The sequence below is a fragment of the Allobosea sp. 117 genome, from assembly GCF_000702305.1.
Lineage (GTDB): Bacteria > Pseudomonadota > Alphaproteobacteria > Rhizobiales > Xanthobacteraceae > Ancylobacter.
Genome location: NZ_JNLC01000010.1, coordinates 505,848 through 520,946 on the forward strand (window position 1 = coordinate 505,848; position 15,099 = coordinate 520,946).

Annotated in this window: 16 protein-coding genes; 11 read left to right on the plus strand and 5 right to left on the minus strand. The window is 67.8% G+C overall.

The window, feature by feature from the left end; all coding sequences use genetic code 11:
* The first annotated feature begins 137 nt into the window (after positions 1–137).
* From U742_RS0104385 to U742_RS0104395, 3 genes are all read left to right on the plus strand, one after another.
* Complete coding sequence (locus tag U742_RS0104385) at positions 138–563, plus strand: Hsp20/alpha crystallin family protein (protein ID WP_029350421.1); 426 nt, start codon at positions 138–140, stop codon at positions 561–563.
* Between the two features lie 13 nt (positions 564–576).
* Positions 577–3,024 carry an endopeptidase La gene (gene lon / locus U742_RS0104390; protein ID WP_051660857.1) on the plus strand — a complete coding sequence of 816 codons (2,448 nt, stop codon included), beginning with the start codon at positions 577–579 and terminating at the stop codon, positions 3,022–3,024.
* Between the two features lie 222 nt (positions 3,025–3,246).
* Positions 3,247–3,426, plus strand: coding sequence for a hypothetical protein (locus U742_RS0104395; RefSeq protein WP_029350425.1), 180 nt, complete (start codon positions 3,247–3,249; stop codon positions 3,424–3,426).
* 101 nt (positions 3,427–3,527) lie between these two features.
* Here U742_RS0104395 and U742_RS23115 read toward each other — a convergent pair whose 3' ends face one another.
* The gene (locus U742_RS23115; protein WP_156034123.1) at positions 3,528–3,692 is read right to left on the minus strand and encodes a hypothetical protein; all 165 of its coding nucleotides are present in this window, start codon (positions 3,690–3,692) and stop codon (positions 3,528–3,530) included.
* A gap of 185 nt (positions 3,693–3,877) precedes the next feature.
* Here U742_RS23115 and U742_RS0104405 point away from each other — a divergent pair, with 185 nt between their 5' ends.
* Positions 3,878–4,159 (plus strand): hypothetical protein, encoded by a 282-nt coding sequence (locus tag U742_RS0104405; RefSeq protein ID WP_029350427.1) that lies wholly within the window; start codon positions 3,878–3,880, stop codon positions 4,157–4,159.
* A 50-nt stretch (positions 4,160–4,209) separates the two neighbouring features.
* Complete coding sequence (gndA, locus tag U742_RS0104410; RefSeq protein ID WP_029350430.1) at positions 4,210–5,643, plus strand: NADP-dependent phosphogluconate dehydrogenase; 1,434 nt, start codon at positions 4,210–4,212, stop codon at positions 5,641–5,643.
* A gap of 167 nt (positions 5,644–5,810) precedes the next feature.
* Here gndA and U742_RS0104415 read toward each other — a convergent pair whose 3' ends face one another.
* Together U742_RS0104415 and U742_RS0104420 are read right to left on the minus strand one after the other, a co-directional pair.
* Positions 5,811–7,145, minus strand: coding sequence for an NAD(P)H-dependent oxidoreductase (locus U742_RS0104415; RefSeq protein ID WP_029350432.1), 1,335 nt, complete (start codon positions 7,143–7,145; stop codon positions 5,811–5,813).
* A 103-nt stretch (positions 7,146–7,248) separates the two neighbouring features.
* Positions 7,249–8,271, minus strand: coding sequence for a sugar-binding transcriptional regulator (locus U742_RS0104420; RefSeq protein WP_029350434.1), 1,023 nt, complete (start codon positions 8,269–8,271; stop codon positions 7,249–7,251).
* A 351-nt stretch (positions 8,272–8,622) separates the two neighbouring features.
* On the opposite strand from U742_RS0104420, the gene U742_RS0104425 reads away from it, so the two are divergent.
* Positions 8,623–9,072, plus strand: a complete 450-nt coding sequence (locus U742_RS0104425; protein WP_029350436.1) for a MarR family winged helix-turn-helix transcriptional regulator — start codon at positions 8,623–8,625, stop codon at positions 9,070–9,072.
* A gap of 27 nt (positions 9,073–9,099) precedes the next feature.
* Here the strand turns inward: U742_RS0104425 and U742_RS0104430 are convergent, their stop codons facing one another.
* Entirely contained in the window at positions 9,100–10,044 is a 945-nt protein-coding gene (locus tag U742_RS0104430; RefSeq protein ID WP_051660858.1) for a LysR family transcriptional regulator, read from the minus strand.
* A 165-nt stretch (positions 10,045–10,209) separates the two neighbouring features.
* On the opposite strand from U742_RS0104430, the gene U742_RS0104435 reads away from it, so the two are divergent.
* The 5 genes from U742_RS0104435 (at position 10,210) to U742_RS0104455 (ending at position 14,343) form a co-directional block, all read left to right on the plus strand.
* Positions 10,210–11,157, plus strand: coding sequence for a ring-cleaving dioxygenase (locus U742_RS0104435; RefSeq protein ID WP_029350440.1), 948 nt, complete (start codon positions 10,210–10,212; stop codon positions 11,155–11,157).
* A gap of 89 nt (positions 11,158–11,246) precedes the next feature.
* A complete protein-coding gene (locus U742_RS0104440; protein ID WP_029350442.1) occupies positions 11,247–11,879 on the plus strand; it encodes an alpha/beta hydrolase in 633 nt (210 codons plus the stop codon).
* A gap of 116 nt (positions 11,880–11,995) precedes the next feature.
* Positions 11,996–12,883 (plus strand): KPN_02809 family neutral zinc metallopeptidase, encoded by an 888-nt coding sequence (locus U742_RS0104445; protein WP_029350444.1) that lies wholly within the window; start codon positions 11,996–11,998, stop codon positions 12,881–12,883.
* Positions 12,884–12,896: 13 nt separating this feature from the next.
* A complete protein-coding gene (moaB, locus tag U742_RS0104450) occupies positions 12,897–13,478 on the plus strand; it encodes a molybdenum cofactor biosynthesis protein B (RefSeq protein WP_029350447.1) in 582 nt (193 codons plus the stop codon).
* Between the two features lie 58 nt (positions 13,479–13,536).
* Entirely contained in the window at positions 13,537–14,343 is an 807-nt protein-coding gene (locus tag U742_RS0104455) for a glycosyltransferase (protein WP_051660859.1), read from the plus strand.
* Here the strand turns inward: U742_RS0104455 and U742_RS0104460 are convergent.
* On the minus strand, positions 14,340–14,924 hold the full coding sequence (locus tag U742_RS0104460; protein ID WP_029350451.1) for a glycosyltransferase family protein: 585 nt from the start codon (positions 14,922–14,924) through the stop codon (positions 14,340–14,342). The two genes, U742_RS0104455 and U742_RS0104460, sit on opposite strands and share 4 nt — an antisense overlap.
* Between the last annotated feature and the right edge of the window lie 175 nt (positions 14,925–15,099).

The window sequence follows — 15,099 nt, forward strand, 5'->3', positions numbered from 1 at the left end:
TCCCGCGCGTTCCCCATTCTCCCCTAAATATCGTTCGCGATAAAATCGCCCGGCGGGGCTGGCGTGTTGCACTTTGGCCACCCATATCCCGCTCGCAGGTTCCGACGGCGTATAGGTCGGCCTGTGAGGAGCTTCACATGAAGAAGACGGACCCCCGCGCCTGGATGTGGTCGGATGCGCTCGAAATGCTGTCGCGCGCCGAGCGGCTGCATCGCCAGATGTTCCAGCCCGCGGCAGCGAATGCGCCCCAGTCGGCGCGGCGCCATGCGCCGTGCTGGGAGCCACCGGTCGATGTGCTCGAGACCGAGCGTGAACTGCTCGTCCTCGCCGCGCTTCCCGGCGTCAACCCGAACCATATCCACGTCGCGATCAATGGCGGCGTATTGCTGATCTCCGGCGAGCGTGTTCTGCCGCCGCAGCTACGCACCGCGACCATTCACCGGATGGAGCTGCCGCAGGGCCGCTTCGAGCGACAGGTGGCCTTGCCGCCCGGCCGCTACGAGGTGACCCGGCCGACCGTCCTCGATGGCTGCCTCGCCATTGTCCTGCGCAAGACCGTCTGATTGGGGGCCCGAAATGACCTACCCCTTGAATGAACGCATGTCTCTTCTGAAGGCCGCCGATGCCGGCGGCTCGTCCGGCACGCCCATGGAAGCGGCGCCGGCCACCGCCGCCGATGCGGACTCGTTGATCATCCTGCCGGTGCGCAGCTTCGTGCTGTTCCCGGGCGTGGTCATGCCGGTCACCGTCGTGCGGCCCGGCTCCGTCGCCGCCGCCCAGCAGGCGATCCGCGAGGGTCGTCCCGTCGGCATATTGATGCAGCGCGACCCGGCGCAGGACGATCCCTCGCCGATGGACCTGCATCGCATGGGCGTCGTCGCCAACATCCTGCGCTACGTCACGGCGCCGGACGGCACGCACCATCTCGTCTGCCAGGGCGAACAGCGCTTCCATGTCGAGCAGTTCCTGAAGGAGAAGCCCTTCATGACCGCTCGGGTGAAGCGGATCGAGGAACAGGACGCCCGCACCTCCGACATCGAGGCGCGTTTCGTCCACCTGCAGGGCCAGGCCGCCGAGGCGCTGGAGCTGCTGCCGCAGGTTCCGCCGGAGCTGATGGCCGCCGTGCGCGGGGCGAGTTCGCCCTCGGCGCTGACCGACCTCGTGAGCGCCTATGTCGACGTGTCGCCGGAGGAGAAGCAGGAGCTGCTCGAGACGGTCGACATCGTCGCCCGCATGAACAAGGTGGCGCGCCTGCTGGCGCACCGCATCGAGGTGCTGCGCCTGTCGCAGGAGATCGGCCGCCAGACCAAGGCGTCGCTGGACGAGCGCCAGCGCGAGGTGCTGCTGCGCGAGCAGATGGCGGCGATCCAGAAGCAGCTCGGCGAGGACGGCGGCAACAATCAGGAGATCGCCGATCTTGAGAAGGCGATTGCTGAGGCGGGCATGCCCGACGATGTCGAGCAGATGGCGAAGAAGGAGCTCGGCCGGCTGAGGCGGATGCAGGATGCCAGCCCCGAATACGGGATGGTCCGCACCTATCTCGACTGGCTGATCGCGCTGCCCTGGAAGCTGCCCGAGGAAGCGCCGATCGACATCGCCGAGGCGCGCCGGATTCTCGACGAGGACCATTTCGGCCTCGACAAGATCAAGCGCCGCATCGTCGAGTATCTCGCCGTGCGCAAGTTGGCGCCGAACGGCAAGGCTCCGATCCTGTGCTTCGTTGGCCCGCCCGGCGTCGGCAAGACTTCGCTCGGCCAGTCGATCGCCCGCGCCATGGGCCGCAAGTTCGTGCGCGTGTCGCTCGGCGGCGTCCATGACGAGGCGGAGATCCGCGGTCACCGGCGCACCTATGTCGGCGCTCTGCCCGGCAACATCATCCAGGGTATCCGCAAGGCGGGCACCCGCGACTGCGTGATGATGCTGGACGAGATCGACAAGATGGGCTCCGGCATCCAGGGCGATCCCTCGGCAGCGATGCTGGAGGTGCTCGACCCCGAGCAGAACGGGACGTTCCGGGACAATTATCTCGGGCTGCCCTTCGACCTGTCGCGCGTGGTCTTCATCGCCACCGCGAACATGCTCGACACCATCCCGGGGCCGCTGCGCGACCGCATGGAGATCATCAGCCTCTCCGGCTACACCGACCAGGAGAAGCTGCAGATCGCGCGGCGCTATCTCGTCCGGCGCCAGCTTGAGGCCAATGGCGTCAAGCCGGAGCAGGTCGAGATCGACGACGAGGCGCTCAAGGGCATGATCCGCGCCTATACGCGGGAGGCCGGTGTGCGCAACCTCGAGCGCGAGGTTGGGCGTGCCGTCCGTCATGTGGCGGTCGACATCGCCGAAGGCTCGGTCACGCAGGCCCGCATCACCGCGGACCGGCTGCCCGAGCTGCTCGGCCCGCCGATCTTCGAGGACGAGGTGGCGCTGCGTGTCAGCGTTCCGGGCGTGGCCACCGGCCTCGCCTGGACGCCGGTCGGCGGCGACATCCTCTTCATCGAGGCGACAAAGGTGCCGGGTCGCGGCGGGCTGATCCTCACCGGCCAGCTCGGCGACGTGATGAAGGAGAGCGCCCAGGCGGCGATGAGCCTCGTCAAGAGCCGCGCCGCCGAGTTCGGCATCGACCCGGCGGTGTTCGAGAAGAACGACGTGCATATCCACGTCCCCGCCGGCGCGACGCCGAAGGACGGGCCGAGCGCGGGCGTGGCGATGTTCACCGCGCTGGTCTCGCTGCTCTCCGGCCGCACGGTCCGCAAGGACACCGCGATGACCGGCGAGATCTCCTTGCGGGGTCTCGTCCTGCCGGTCGGCGGCATCAAGGAGAAGGTCGTGGCGGCTGCCCGCGCCGGCCTCACCCGGGTGATGCTGCCGGCCCGTAACCGCCGCGACTACGAGGACATTCCTCAGGACGCGCGGGAGCGGCTGGAGTTCGTCTGGCTGGAGCGCGTCGACGATGCGGTGGCGGCCGCGATCGAGGGGGCGGGTCCGAGCTCCGGACGCCCGCTGGCGGAGACCGTCGCGGCCTGATCCGGGTGCCATACGCCGAGGCAAGCAAAGCGCCGGCCGTTCCGAAAGGAGCGGCCGGCGTTTCTTTGTCCGATTCAGCATACCGAAGTTTATATTCGCGATATCAACCTATGAATCGGATGACCATGCGCCTGATTCCGGCGGGATCGGCGCCCGACTACATTCCAATCGTCAAGTTGATCGAGGCAATCGCGCTCTCGACGGAGACATTGGAGACGTCAAATGATCACCAAGACTGTGTCTGCCCTGCTCGCCCTCGGCATCGTCGCCTTCCCGCTGGTCGCCAATGCGGCGCCGCGCGTGGTCGAGGGCCGCAACGCGACCTATACCAACCAGGCCGCCCAGAACGGCGCCGACGCCATCCTCCTGCAGTCGCAGGGCAACGCCCGCTCCAGCCACTGAGCGGCATGGACGGCCCATGGCCTGCCCTCGCGCCGTCGTCCGGCGTGAAGGGCAGGTCCGCCTTCCGGAGCATCACGAATGTCCGGCGTCGGCCGCTTCGCTCAGCTTGCCGCGTCGCCCATGACGTGGATCAGCGTGCGGACCTGGGCGATCGCCTCGGCGATCCTTCCGGCGAGTTCGGGATTCGGCTTCTCGCTTTCGTGAACGCGCCGCTCTTCGGCGATCTCGAGCAGGAGTTCGATCGCCTTTCGCATCTGCATGTCCATTTGAACGTCTCCCCCGTTCAATGTCCTCGGCGTGTCACAACGCACGAGGTTGCCGTTGCGTTCACTATGCCGGGTTTCGTCTCGAAGCTGCACCCCTCCCGCAAAAAGGGGCGTACGAATCTCCGCCCCGGTGATATTCCTCGGGCCGGCTTCCCCGCCGGAGCCGCTGTTCCCAACCGGAGGAGATGATCGTGACCTCGCCTTTCGACACCTGGGAAAAGGATGCCGGCGGCCATCTCAAGGTATGGCCGATGCTCGGCTTCACCACCGCCCTGTTCGGCCGCGACGCTGTCGGCCTGCGCATCGAGATCGGCACGGCGCAGCCCAAGCCCGGCGAGCAGGTGCCCGCGCTCCAGCTCGTCCTGCAGCCGCAGCAGGTCCGCCAGCTCGCCGATGCGCTGGCCGAGGCCGAGGCACGCCTTGCCGATGCCCGCTTCGCGGCGGCCACGCCGGGCGGCAACGCCTGATCGCCCGATCACACTCATCAGCCAAGACTCCCACCAGCCAAGAGGACACGATGGCAGAGCTCGCGGATATCGGCGTGTACGGCCTCGCGACCATGGGCGCGAACCTCGCCCGCAACGCCGCCGGCAAGGGTTTCGGCGTCGCCGTCTACAACCGCAATCCGGCCCGCACGCAGGCGCTGATCGCCGAGCATGGCGGGGAGGGGCGTTTCGCGCCGGCGGAAGGTATCGCCGAGTTCGTAGCAGTGATCGCCCGCCCGCGGCCGATCATGATCATGGTGAAGGCCGGCGCTCCGGTGGACGACGTGATCGCCGAGCTGCTGCTGCACCTTGATCCCGGCGACATCATCATCGACGGCGGCAATTCGCTTTTCACCGACACCAAGCGCCGCCACGACGCGCTGAAGGAGCAGGGCTTCCGCTTTCTCGGCGTCGGCGTCTCCGGCGGCGAGGAGGGGGCGCTCACCGGCCCGTCCATGATGCCGGGCGGCGAGCGCGAGGCTTATGATCGGGTCGCGCCGATCTTCACCCGCATGGCCGCGCAGGTCGATGCCGAGCCCTGCTGCACCTATATCGGCCCGGACGGCGCCGGCCATTACGTGAAGATGGTGCACAACGGCATCGAATATGCCGACATGCAGCTCATCGCCGAGGCCTATGACCTGCTGAAGACCCTCTACGGGCTCGAAGCGCCGGCCATCGCCGACATATTCGCCGAATGGAACAAGGGCGAGCTCGACTCCTACCTCATCGAGAGCACGGCCGAGGTGCTGCGCAAGGTCGACGCGGCGACCGGCAGGCCGCTGGTCGACGTCATCACCGACGAGGCCGAACAGAAGGGCACCGGGCTCTGGACCGCCAAGTCGGCGCTCGATCTCGGCGTGCCGCTCACCGCCATCACCGAGGCGGTGTTCGCCCGCGTGCTGTCGAGCCGGCGCGCCCAGCGCATCGAGGCGGAAAAGCTGCTCGCCCATCCGGCGCCCGTGATCAAGGCGCCGACCGCGGAGGATATCGCCGCCATAAGGGACGGGCTCTATGCCTCCAAGATTATCGCCTATGCGCAGGGCTTCCAGGAGATGGCGGTCGCCTCCACCGAATATGGCTGGGATTTGAGGTTCGGCGAGCTCGCCACCATATGGCGCGGCGGCTGCATCATCCGCGCCCGCTTCCTCAACCGCATCCGCGAGGCCTATGCCGGTGGCGGCGAGGTGGTGAACCTGCTGTTCGAGCCCTATTTCCGCGACGCCGTGACCAAGGCCGAGCCGAACTGGCGCCGGGTCGTGGTGCGCGCGGTCGAGGCAGGGGTGCCGGTGCCGGCCTTCTCCTCGGCGCTTGCCTATTATGACGGCCTCAGACGCGCCCGCGGACCGGCCAACCTGCTGCAGGGGCTGCGCGATTATTTCGGAGCGCACACCTATGGCCGGCTCGACCGGCCGGGCAAGTTCCACACCCGCTGGGCGCAGGACGGCACCGAGGTGCCGACGTGAGGGCGACACGCCCAATGCCCCGATAGCCAGCGCATCGTCATCCTGAGGTGCGAGCGTCAGCGAGCCTCGAAGGATGGTGGACGGCCAGTGCGGTGCAAGCATCCTTCGAGGCTCGACCTTTGGTCGAGCACCTCAGGATGACGGCGCGCGAGGGTGTCAGATCGTGACTACGCCGCCAGATATTGCGCGTCGGCCTGATCCAGCCGGCGGCGGATCTGTGTCACGACGAGCTGCTCGTCCGGCGCGCAATTGTCGTAGGTGAGCGCCTCGCCGGCCTTGATCGGCTTCAGCACCCGCGCCTTCTCGGCGAGGCCGAGCGGCAGCGCGAAGCCGTCGCGCGCGTCACGCCAGCTCATCGTGTAGCCGCGATAATCGTATTCGCCGATCTTGCCGAGGGTCTGGCCGGGGCTGAGGTCCCGCTTGGCCAGTGCCGTGCATTCGGCGACGGGATAGTCCAGCACCTCCATGTCCGGCTGGCGGTGCAGCACCGCGCGGGCAGCGGAAAGCGGCACTTCGAGGCTGGTGAGGTGGAACGGACGGATCAGCGCGAAGCACGGCCCCGGCCCGACCTTGAGGTCGGCGATGCGCTCGATCACCCGCGGATGACGCGGCTTCACGATGCAGAACACGCCCGGCGCCACGCCCTTGCCGAGGGTGAAGTCGACCACCCCCGAGCGGTTGAGGATGCCGCCATCCGCCTTGGTGCACAGCACCTGCGCCAGTTCCTCGCGATCCGCCTTCGGCCCATGCATGCCCGGTACGTCCGGTACCAGCCCGGTCGCATTGGCGAGCGCGGTCATCTCGACCATGGTCTTGGAGCCGTCGACGAATTCGACCAGCATGCGCGGGTTCATGTTGCGCGCGCGCGCCTCCTCGGCGAACTCGTCCGGGGTGGCGTCGATCTTGAAGGTGTTGTTCTTCGCCTTGCCGGCGCACACGATCTCGAAGCCGAGCGCCTGCGCGAAGCTGATGAGCTCGATGGTCGAGGCCGGCTCGTCGCCGGCGGCGCCGGTCAGCACCACGCCGGCCTTGTGCGCCTCCTCCTTCAGATAGCGCCCGATGGTGATGTCCGCCTCGACGCTGAGCAGCACCACATGCTTGCCGTTGCGGATCGCCTCCAGCGAGACGATGGTGCCCATATTCGGGCTCCCGGTGGCGTCGATCACGACGTCGATGTGCCCGGCCGCGCACATGGCGCGGTAGTCGTCCGTCACGGCGATCTTGCCGGTCTCGATGGCACGCTGGATATCGGCGGGAGACGAGGCCGCCACCACGTCGTCGCGGGAATGGCCGGCCATAAGCGCCGCGTCGATCACCGCCTGCGGGTTGAGCTCGCATACCGCGCCGATCCGCATGCCCGGCATCAGCGCCGCCTGCACGATCAGGTCCGTGCCCATCTGCCCGGCGCCGGCGAGCCCCAATGTGATCGGCCCGCGCTTCTCGGCATGGGCGGCGAGTTCGGCCGCGAGGCCGGTGCGGACGATTCCGCTATTGGCGAACATCAGGCGTATTCCTTCCCTCGGACGCGGCACGCCGGCGCGCGGCAGGCGTTCCACGCCTCTTGGGTAGACGACATTGCGGCGACGTCAATCGTTCTGTTGCGGCTCAGCCGGCCGCGCCGACGCGCGCGAGCACCGCGTCGGCGGTGATCTCGTCGGTGATGAACACCGTGGGGCGCAGCAGCCGCAGGGCGCCGATTACCGCATCCACCTTGTCCGGTCCTCCGGAGGTGAGGATGCGCTCCGGCGTCGCCGTCAGCGTCTCGACCGGGATCGACATGACGCGGCGGTTGATCGGATGGTCGATCACCCGCCCGTCAATGTCGATGAAGTTGTAGATCACGTCGCCGACCGCGCCCGCGGCGATCAGCGAGTCCCAGTCGGCGGGCGAGAAGAAGCCGAAGCGCTGCGCGGTGCTCGAGGACGCCATCTCGCCGACGCTGAGCACCACGGCGTCCATTTCACGCGCCAGCGCATAGACCGTGCCGAGGCCGCAGCGCTCGATCAGCGCCTGCTTGGTCTCGACGCTGTCGACCAGGGCGGGCGCAGCGATCAGATGGCAGTCGGCCTGGAACATGCGGGCGAACTGCCAGGCGAATTCAGCGGGGTTGTACTGCCGCGCCTTGGTGATGCCGCCGAGCAGCGAGATCACCGACAGGTTGCTGACCTGCCTCTCGTCGACCGAGCCGAGCGCGCGCATCAGCGTACGTCCCCAGCCGAAGCCGATCTTCATGTCCGAGCGGATGAGGTCCGACAGATACTGCCCGGTCGCCGCTCCGATGGCGGCGGTGGGGTCGGCGTCCGGCGCGGAGATCGGGGCCACTACCGCCTCGCGCAGGCCGAACGCCTTCTGCAGGCCGATCTCGAGCCGCGGCAGCTCGGCGATCTCGCGGCTCAGCGTGATCTTCACCTCGTTGAGGCTGCGCGCGTCCGCCAGCATGCGCACCACCGTGACGCGGCCGATGTCGAGCGCCTCGGCGATGGCGCTCTGCGTCATGCCCTCGACGTAGTACATCCAGGCGGCCCTGAGCCGCAGCCGCGACGAGCGCCGCCCGACCGCGCCGAGGTCGGTGACGGGCTCCGGCCCGGCGGTCTCGTCCGGCTTCTTCATGGTTGCGCGTTCGGACATCGGCAGGTGTTCCAACCTCGGGCTTGGAGCATGTTCCGCGAAAGTTGAGGGACTTTCGCGATGAGAACATGCTCCAACGTATTGAAAGAGAGCACTTTCCTGTCGATCAGGTGATTCCATCTGATCGGAAAGGGCTCTGGCGCGATCCTATAAAACAGCGCCCGGCTTCTTCAAACGCACATGCCTCGGTTGCAATTTCTGCGCGGCGAGGCTGAAAGCCTGCAGAAACAGGGCCATGGCACGCTGTAAATGCATAACACAAATGTGATCCCGCCCTTGAAAAAGATCGTGCGCGATGCAATTTAATGGACAGTCAACCGAGAGGCGGCGCGTGAAAGCGTTGATCTTGCCATGTCCGCCAAGGACGAAATTCTCAAGTTGAACAACTTCCTCTGTTTCGCCGTCTATTCGGCGAACCATGCGTTCAACCGAGTCTACAAGCCGATGCTGGATCAGCTCGGCCTCACCTATCCGCAGTATCTCGTCATGCTGGTGCTGTGGCGGGCCGACGGGCAGACGGTCGGCCAGATCGGCGAGCGCATCCTGCTCGAGACCAATACGCTCACCCCGCTGCTGAAGCGCATGGAGACGGCTGGCCTCGTCCGCCGCACCCGCGACGCGCAGGATGAGCGTCAGGTGCGCATCCATCTCACGGAGAAGGGTCGGGCCCTGCATGAGCAGGCGCAGCGCATTCCCAAGGAGATGGGCATCTGCCTCAAGCGCGAGGCGGAGACCGTCGACAAGCTGACCGGCGACCTGATCGCGCTGCGCGACGACCTGCTGGCGAATGTGAAGCGCTGAGCCGCAGCGCCGGCGCGGCGGGCGGAGCTAGGCCTCGACGCGCGCGATGCTGCCGAGCGCGTTCTCCGTTCCCTCGATGAACTTGCGGTGCCGCGCGATCTCGGTGCCGATATAGTCGAGAAAGACGCGCACCCGCGGCGATTGCCGCAGGTCCGGATGGGTCAGCAGCCAGAGGTCGGCGGCGAAATCGTCCTCCGGCGGCGCGAGACGGACGAGGGAAGGGCGCGCATCGCCGATGAGGCACGGCATGTGGCCGATGCCGATGCCGGACTCGATGGCCTCGGCGAGGCCGAGCACCGTATTGATCTTGTAGGCGACGCGCTCCGGCGGGATGTTCTCCTGGACGAAACGCACCGCCTTCAGCGCACCCATGCTGTCGCTGAGCGACACCCAGTTGCGCCCGCGTAAGGACTCCTCGTCGACCGCGCCCGGCTCGGGGAAGTCGATCGCGCGGCCATAGAGCGCCCAGTTGATGCGTGCGACGCGCCGCCCCACGAGATTTTCCGGCGGGTTGTCGGTGGCGCGGATGGCGACGTCGGCGTCGCGCTTGGAGAGGTTCAGCGCCTGGTTCGACAGGACGACGTCCAGCCGCACCTCCGGATAGCTTTCGCGGAAGCCCGCGAGCATCGGCATCAAAAGGTGGATCAGCAGCGAATCCGGGGTGGTGATCCTGAGCTCGCCCGCGGGCGCGGGGGCGCGGCCAGCGAGCTTGCGGCCAACCGCCGTGATCTCGGCATCGAGCCGGTCGGCGAGCGCCACCATCTCCTCGCCGGCGGGGGTGAGCACGTAACCGCTGCGGTGCCGCTCGAACAGCGGCGTGCCGAGCGCCTCCTCGATCTGGTTGAGCCGCCGGAACACGGTGGAATGATTGACCCCGATCTGCGCCGCCGCCGCCGGAAGCCCGCGCGCGTCGGCAACGGCCTTGATCAGCCGGAAATCATCCCAGGCCAGGTTCTTGAAGGGCTCCGCCATCTGTTCCTCTAGGGCTTCCCGGCATCGTTCGGGGTACGTTGGCTCGCGATGCGACAGGATGATATTGCGCCCACGCAATAAAGACTAGATGGAATTCGCGATCCATTGGCTTATTTGAAAGGTCACGAAAGGGCGCCGGTGCGCCCCGGAATGGAGGGCACCATCATGAACCACCACGGCATCCACCACGTGACGGCCATTGCCGGCAATGCTCGCCGCAATGTCGAGTTCTACACCCGCACGCTCGGTCTGCGCCTCGTCAAGAAGACCGTCAATTTCGACGATCCGGGCACCTACCACTTCTATTACGGTGACGAGGTCGGCTCGCCCGGCACGATCCTCACCTTCTTCCCCTGGGACCACGTCGCTCCGGGCCGGCTCGGCGTCGGCGAGACGCAGGAGACCGCGTTCCGCGTGCCGGAAGGCGCGATCGGCTACTGGACGCATCGCTTCATCGAGAAGGGCGTCGCCTATCAGCCGATCGTCCGGCGCTTCGGCGAGACCGTGCTGTCCTTCAAGGATCCGCACGGCATGCGCCTCGCCCTCGTCGGTGTTCCCGGCATCGAGAGCGAGCCGGGCTGGACGAATGGCGAAGTGCCGGCCGAGGTCGCGATCCGCGGCTTCCACGGCGTCAACCTGCTGCTGCAGGAGGCCGCGCCGACCGGCGCGATCCTGACCGACGTGCTCGGTTTCACCGAGATCGGCCGCGAGGGCTCGCTGGTGCGCTTCAAGGCGGAGGGCACGCAGATCGGCGGCATCGTCGACATCCACGAGGCCGGCGGCTTCCTGCCGGCACGCATGGGTGGCGGCTCGGTGCACCACATCGCCTTCCGCGCCGCCGACGATGCGGCCGAGGCGGCGATGGTGAAGAAGCTGGTGGAGAACCACGGCATCCGCACCACCGAGCAGAAGGACCGCAACTACTTCCGTTCGGTCTATTTCCGCGAGCCCGGCCATGTGCTGTTCGAGATCGCGACCGACATCCCCGGCTTCGCCGCCGACGAGCCGGTCGCCCATCTCGGCGAGGCTCTGAAGCTGCCGAGCTTCCTCGAGCCGCGCCGCGCGCAGATCGAGGCGGTGCTGCCGCAGATCGACCTGTCTGACGCGGCCTGACCACCCGGCCTCCGTTCCATCCATCCCGGCGGAACGGAGGCCGGTCCCTTTCCTGTAGCGGGGCCTTGCTGCCCCCGGAGGATCTGGTGATGACCACCAATGAACTCGGCTTCGTGCATCGCTTCGAACCGGCCACTGTTCCGGGTCGCGCGCCGCTCCTGCTTCTGCACGGCACCGGCGGCGACGAGAGCGACCTGATCGGCCTCGGCCGCACCGTCGCGCCGGGCGCGGCGCTGCTCTCGCCACGCGGCAAGGTGCTGGAAGGAGGCATGCCGCGCTTCTTCCGCCGCCTCGCCGAGGGCGTCTTCGACGAGAACGACGTGCGCCGCCGGGCGAATGAGCTCGCCGATTTCGTCGCCGCCGCCCGCGCCGAATACGGCCTCGCCGCGCCGGTCGCGCTCGGCTTCTCGAACGGCGCCAACATCGCGGCGGCCACGCTCCTGCTGCGCCCGGAGGCGCTTGCCGGCGCGGTGCTGCTGCGCGCCATGGTACCGCTCGCCGAACCGCCGGCGGCCGATCTCGCGGGCAAGCCTGTCCTGCTGCTTTCCGGCGCGATGGACCCGATCGTGCCGGACGAAAATGCGGCGCGGCTCGCCGCGCAGCTCCGCAAGGCCGGAGCGGCGATCGAGCACCGCGTGCTTCCGGCCGGGCACGGGCTGTCGCAGGCCGACATCAACCTCGCGCGGCAATGGCTCGACACGGCGTCGGCCGTCGCGGCCTGATGAAACGTCCGCGGCGTCGTGTTCTTGCACGGCACCGCGGTTGCGTTGCCGCCTTGCCGCGACTAGATCAAAATCCACCGTGATCGTGTTACCGACGGTCAGCTCTGGAGGCGGTCATGAAGTGGGAAGATTTCCGGCGCAGCGACAATGTCGAGGACCGTCGCGGCGGCGGGGGCTTCGGCGGTGGCGGCGGCATGCGCCGCGGCGGCCTTGGCATCGGCGGCCTGATCGTCGTCGGCCTGCTCGCCTGGGCGACCGGCATCAATCCGGCGCTGCTCATCGGCGGCGCCGAGATCCTGTTCGGCGGCGGCGGCGGTGAAAGCCAGCAGACCAGCGCGCCTTCCGGCACGCAGGGCGCCCCGAACGACCAGCTCGGCAAGTTCGCCGCGACCGTTCTCGCTCAGACCGAGGATGTCTGGACGCCGATCTTCCAGCAGATGGGCAAGACCTACGACAAGCCCGGCATGGTGCTGTTCTCCGGCTACACGCGCTCGGATTGCGGCGCCGCGCAGTCGGCCATGGGCCCGTTCTATTGCCCGCTCGACCAGAAGGTCTATCTCGACCTCTCCTTCTTCCAGGAGATGAAGACGCGCTTCCGCGCGCCCGGCGACTTCGCTGCCGCCTATGTCATCGCGCATGAGGTCGGCCACCATGTCGAGAACCAGATCGGGCTGCTCGGACAGGTGCAGCAGCGCCAGCGGCAGGCTTCCAAGTCCGAGGCCAACGCGCTCTCCGTGCGCGTCGAGCTGATGGCCGACTGCCTCGCCGGCGTGTGGGCCTATCACGCCAACGCCCAGTGGCGCATCCTCGAGGAAGGCGACGTGGAGGAGGCGCTGAACGCCGCCTCGGCCATCGGCGACGACCGGCTGCAGAAGCAGGCGCAGGGCTTTTCCGTGCCGGACAGCTTCACCCATGGCAGCTCGGCGCAGCGCACGCAGTGGTTCACCCGCGGCCTGAAGACCGGCGACATGAAGCAGTGCAACACCTTCCAGGGTGCGATCTGAGGCCGGAGCGCGGATCGTGGCGGTTGAACAGGCTGAACGTCCCTTCGTGCCGCTCGACATCGCGGTGCTGACGATCTCCGATACCCGCACGCTGGCGGACGACCGGTCCGGCACCACGCTGGCCGACCGGATCGCGGCGGCCGGTCATCACCTCGCCGACCGCGCCATCGTCCCCGACGACGTCGACGCGATCCGCGCCCGCGTGAAGGGCTGGATCGACGATCCCGGCGTCGACGTGGTGATCACCACCGGCGGCACCGGCTTCACCGGTCGCGACGTCACGCCGGAAGCGGTGGAGCCCTTGTTCGAGAAGCGCATGGAAGGCTTCTCGACCGTTTTTCACATGGTCTCCTTCGGCAAGATCGGCACCTCGACACTGCAGAGCCGGGCTACCGCCGGCGTCGCCAACGCGACCTACATCTTCTGCCTACCCGGCTCGCCCGGCGCCTGTCGCGACGGCTGGGACGAGATCCTGGTGCATCAGCTCGACGTCCGGCACCGGCCGTGCAACTTCGTCGAGATCCTGCCCCGCCTCGACGAGCATCTGAAGCGCGCCAAGGCCAAGGCTCCCACGTCCCCGGGCGCTACGATCTAGGCGTCATGATCCGATGCGCATTCCCCTGCTCTCTGATTGGTGGCGCCGGAGCGAGCGCGTGACGCCCGAAGCCTTCAAGCTGTCCGTGGTGCTCGTCACCTACAATCACGCGGCCTTCATCGACGCGGCGCTGGACAGCCTGCTGATGCAGGATTTCGCCGCGCCGCTGGAGGTGATCGTCGCCGATGACGCCTCGAGCGACGACACCCGCGCCATCGTCGCCCGGCGGCTGGAGGCGGCGGGCCGGCTCCCGTTCCGCTTCCTCGATTCCAGCCGCAATCTCGGCATCACCCGCAATTATCAGCGCGCCTTCGCCGCCTGCCGCTCCGACTATGCGGCGATATTGGAGGGCGACGACTGGTGGACCGCGCCGGATCGCCTGACGCGGATGGTCGGCTTTCTCGACGCGCATCCGGAATGCGCGATCTGCGCGGCCAATTACGAGATCGTCAGCTCCAGCGCGGCGCCCGGAGCTGAGCGGGTCTTCCGCGTCCCGCCGGATGACGGCGTGTCCCTCCACACCCCCGCGAACCTCGTCGTCGACAACGTGCCGGGCAATTTCTCCTCCTGCATGTATCGCGTCAGCGCCCTGCGCACATTGCCGCCGGCACTGTTCGATCTCGTCGCCTATGACTGGGCGGTGAACATCTGCGCCGCGCGCTCGGGTCCTCTCGGCTTCCTGCACACGCCGCTCTCGGTCTATCGCGACCATGGCGGCGGCCAATGGAGCCGGATGCCGCCCGAGGAGCGCCTGCGCGCGCAGCTCGGCATCATCGCGCAATATGATGCCCTCACCGAGCACGCCTATCACGCCGAGTTCGAGGCCCTGGCCGCCTATCTGCGCGGCCAATTGGAGGCCGGCTAGCTCTCCGGCAGCAGGATCTGCGAGCGCAGCAGCACCAGCCGGCCGCGGCCGATACGGGCGAGAAGGTTCTTCGCCGCGTGCGCGCCGGGGCCGTAGCCGCCAAGCGATTCGTAGAACCGGCGATGGATCAGCAGGCCCTGCTCGGGACGCGGCCGCCCGGTGATGGCATGGCGCGCCACCGCGGCGGCCTCCTTCAATCGCGGCTTCACGCCGAACCCGTCCAGCGCGAGACGGAAGGTCGCCGCGCGATGGTCGGCGGCCCCGGTCCGCTCCGCCTGATCGGTGAAGGTGCGCGCGTCGCGCGGCCAGCCCTCCTGCAGCAGGCCATTGGGTCCGAGGAACAGCAGCCAGGGACTATGCGCCGCCGCCGCGCCTTGGCGCAGCCTCGCGCCGATGTCCGCCGGACCGTGCAGATATTCGCAGCCCGCCGCGTCGGCGATATCGGCGATGGACTGGCGCATGCCGGCATCGACCAGAATCACCTCGCGCACCACGCCGGCGGCCGCGCCCGGCACCAGCGCGGCAAGCGTCGGGATCAGGAACTGCTCCGTCTCCTGCGTGGGAATGACGACAGAGATCACGCGTCTGGCTTGCTCCCGAACCCTGCCGGCCGCTTGATGGCCGGCCCCCGGCGGATGGGCCGGGCGTGCCCGGCATTCCGCTTCAAACCGTTGACCTGCCTATAGCATGCGGATGTCCCACGCATAGCGCGCATCGTCATTTTTCATGCATGTTCTTGATATGTTCTCATATCTG

Bases quoted from the DNA above. Each gene is read 5' to 3' on its own strand.
- U742_RS0104385 (WP_029350421.1), top strand. From the start codon at position 138: ATGAAGAAGACGGACCCCCGCGCCTGGATGTGGTCGGATGCGCTCGAA.
- U742_RS0104425 (WP_029350436.1), top strand. From the start codon at position 8,623: ATGTCCGCCAAGGACGAAATTCTCAAGTTGAACAACTTCCTCTGTTTC.
- lon (WP_051660857.1), top strand. From the start codon at position 577: ATGACCTACCCCTTGAATGAACGCATGTCTCTTCTGAAGGCCGCCGAT.
- U742_RS0104405 (WP_029350427.1), top strand. From the start codon at position 3,878: ATGATCGTGACCTCGCCTTTCGACACCTGGGAAAAGGATGCCGGCGGC.
- U742_RS0104430 (WP_051660858.1), bottom strand. From the start codon at position 10,044: ATGGCGGAGCCCTTCAAGAACCTGGCCTGGGATGATTTCCGGCTGATC.
- U742_RS0104435 (WP_029350440.1), top strand. From the start codon at position 10,210: ATGAACCACCACGGCATCCACCACGTGACGGCCATTGCCGGCAATGCT.
- U742_RS0104395 (WP_029350425.1), top strand. From the start codon at position 3,247: ATGATCACCAAGACTGTGTCTGCCCTGCTCGCCCTCGGCATCGTCGCC.
- U742_RS23115 (WP_156034123.1), bottom strand. From the start codon at position 3,692: ATGGACATGCAGATGCGAAAGGCGATCGAACTCCTGCTCGAGATCGCC.
- U742_RS0104420 (WP_029350434.1), bottom strand. From the start codon at position 8,271: ATGTCCGAACGCGCAACCATGAAGAAGCCGGACGAGACCGCCGGGCCG.
- U742_RS0104445 (WP_029350444.1), top strand. From the start codon at position 11,996: ATGAAGTGGGAAGATTTCCGGCGCAGCGACAATGTCGAGGACCGTCGC.
- U742_RS0104440 (WP_029350442.1), top strand. From the start codon at position 11,247: ATGACCACCAATGAACTCGGCTTCGTGCATCGCTTCGAACCGGCCACT.
- U742_RS0104415 (WP_029350432.1), bottom strand. From the start codon at position 7,145: ATGTTCGCCAATAGCGGAATCGTCCGCACCGGCCTCGCGGCCGAACTC.
- gndA (WP_029350430.1), top strand. From the start codon at position 4,210: ATGGCAGAGCTCGCGGATATCGGCGTGTACGGCCTCGCGACCATGGGC.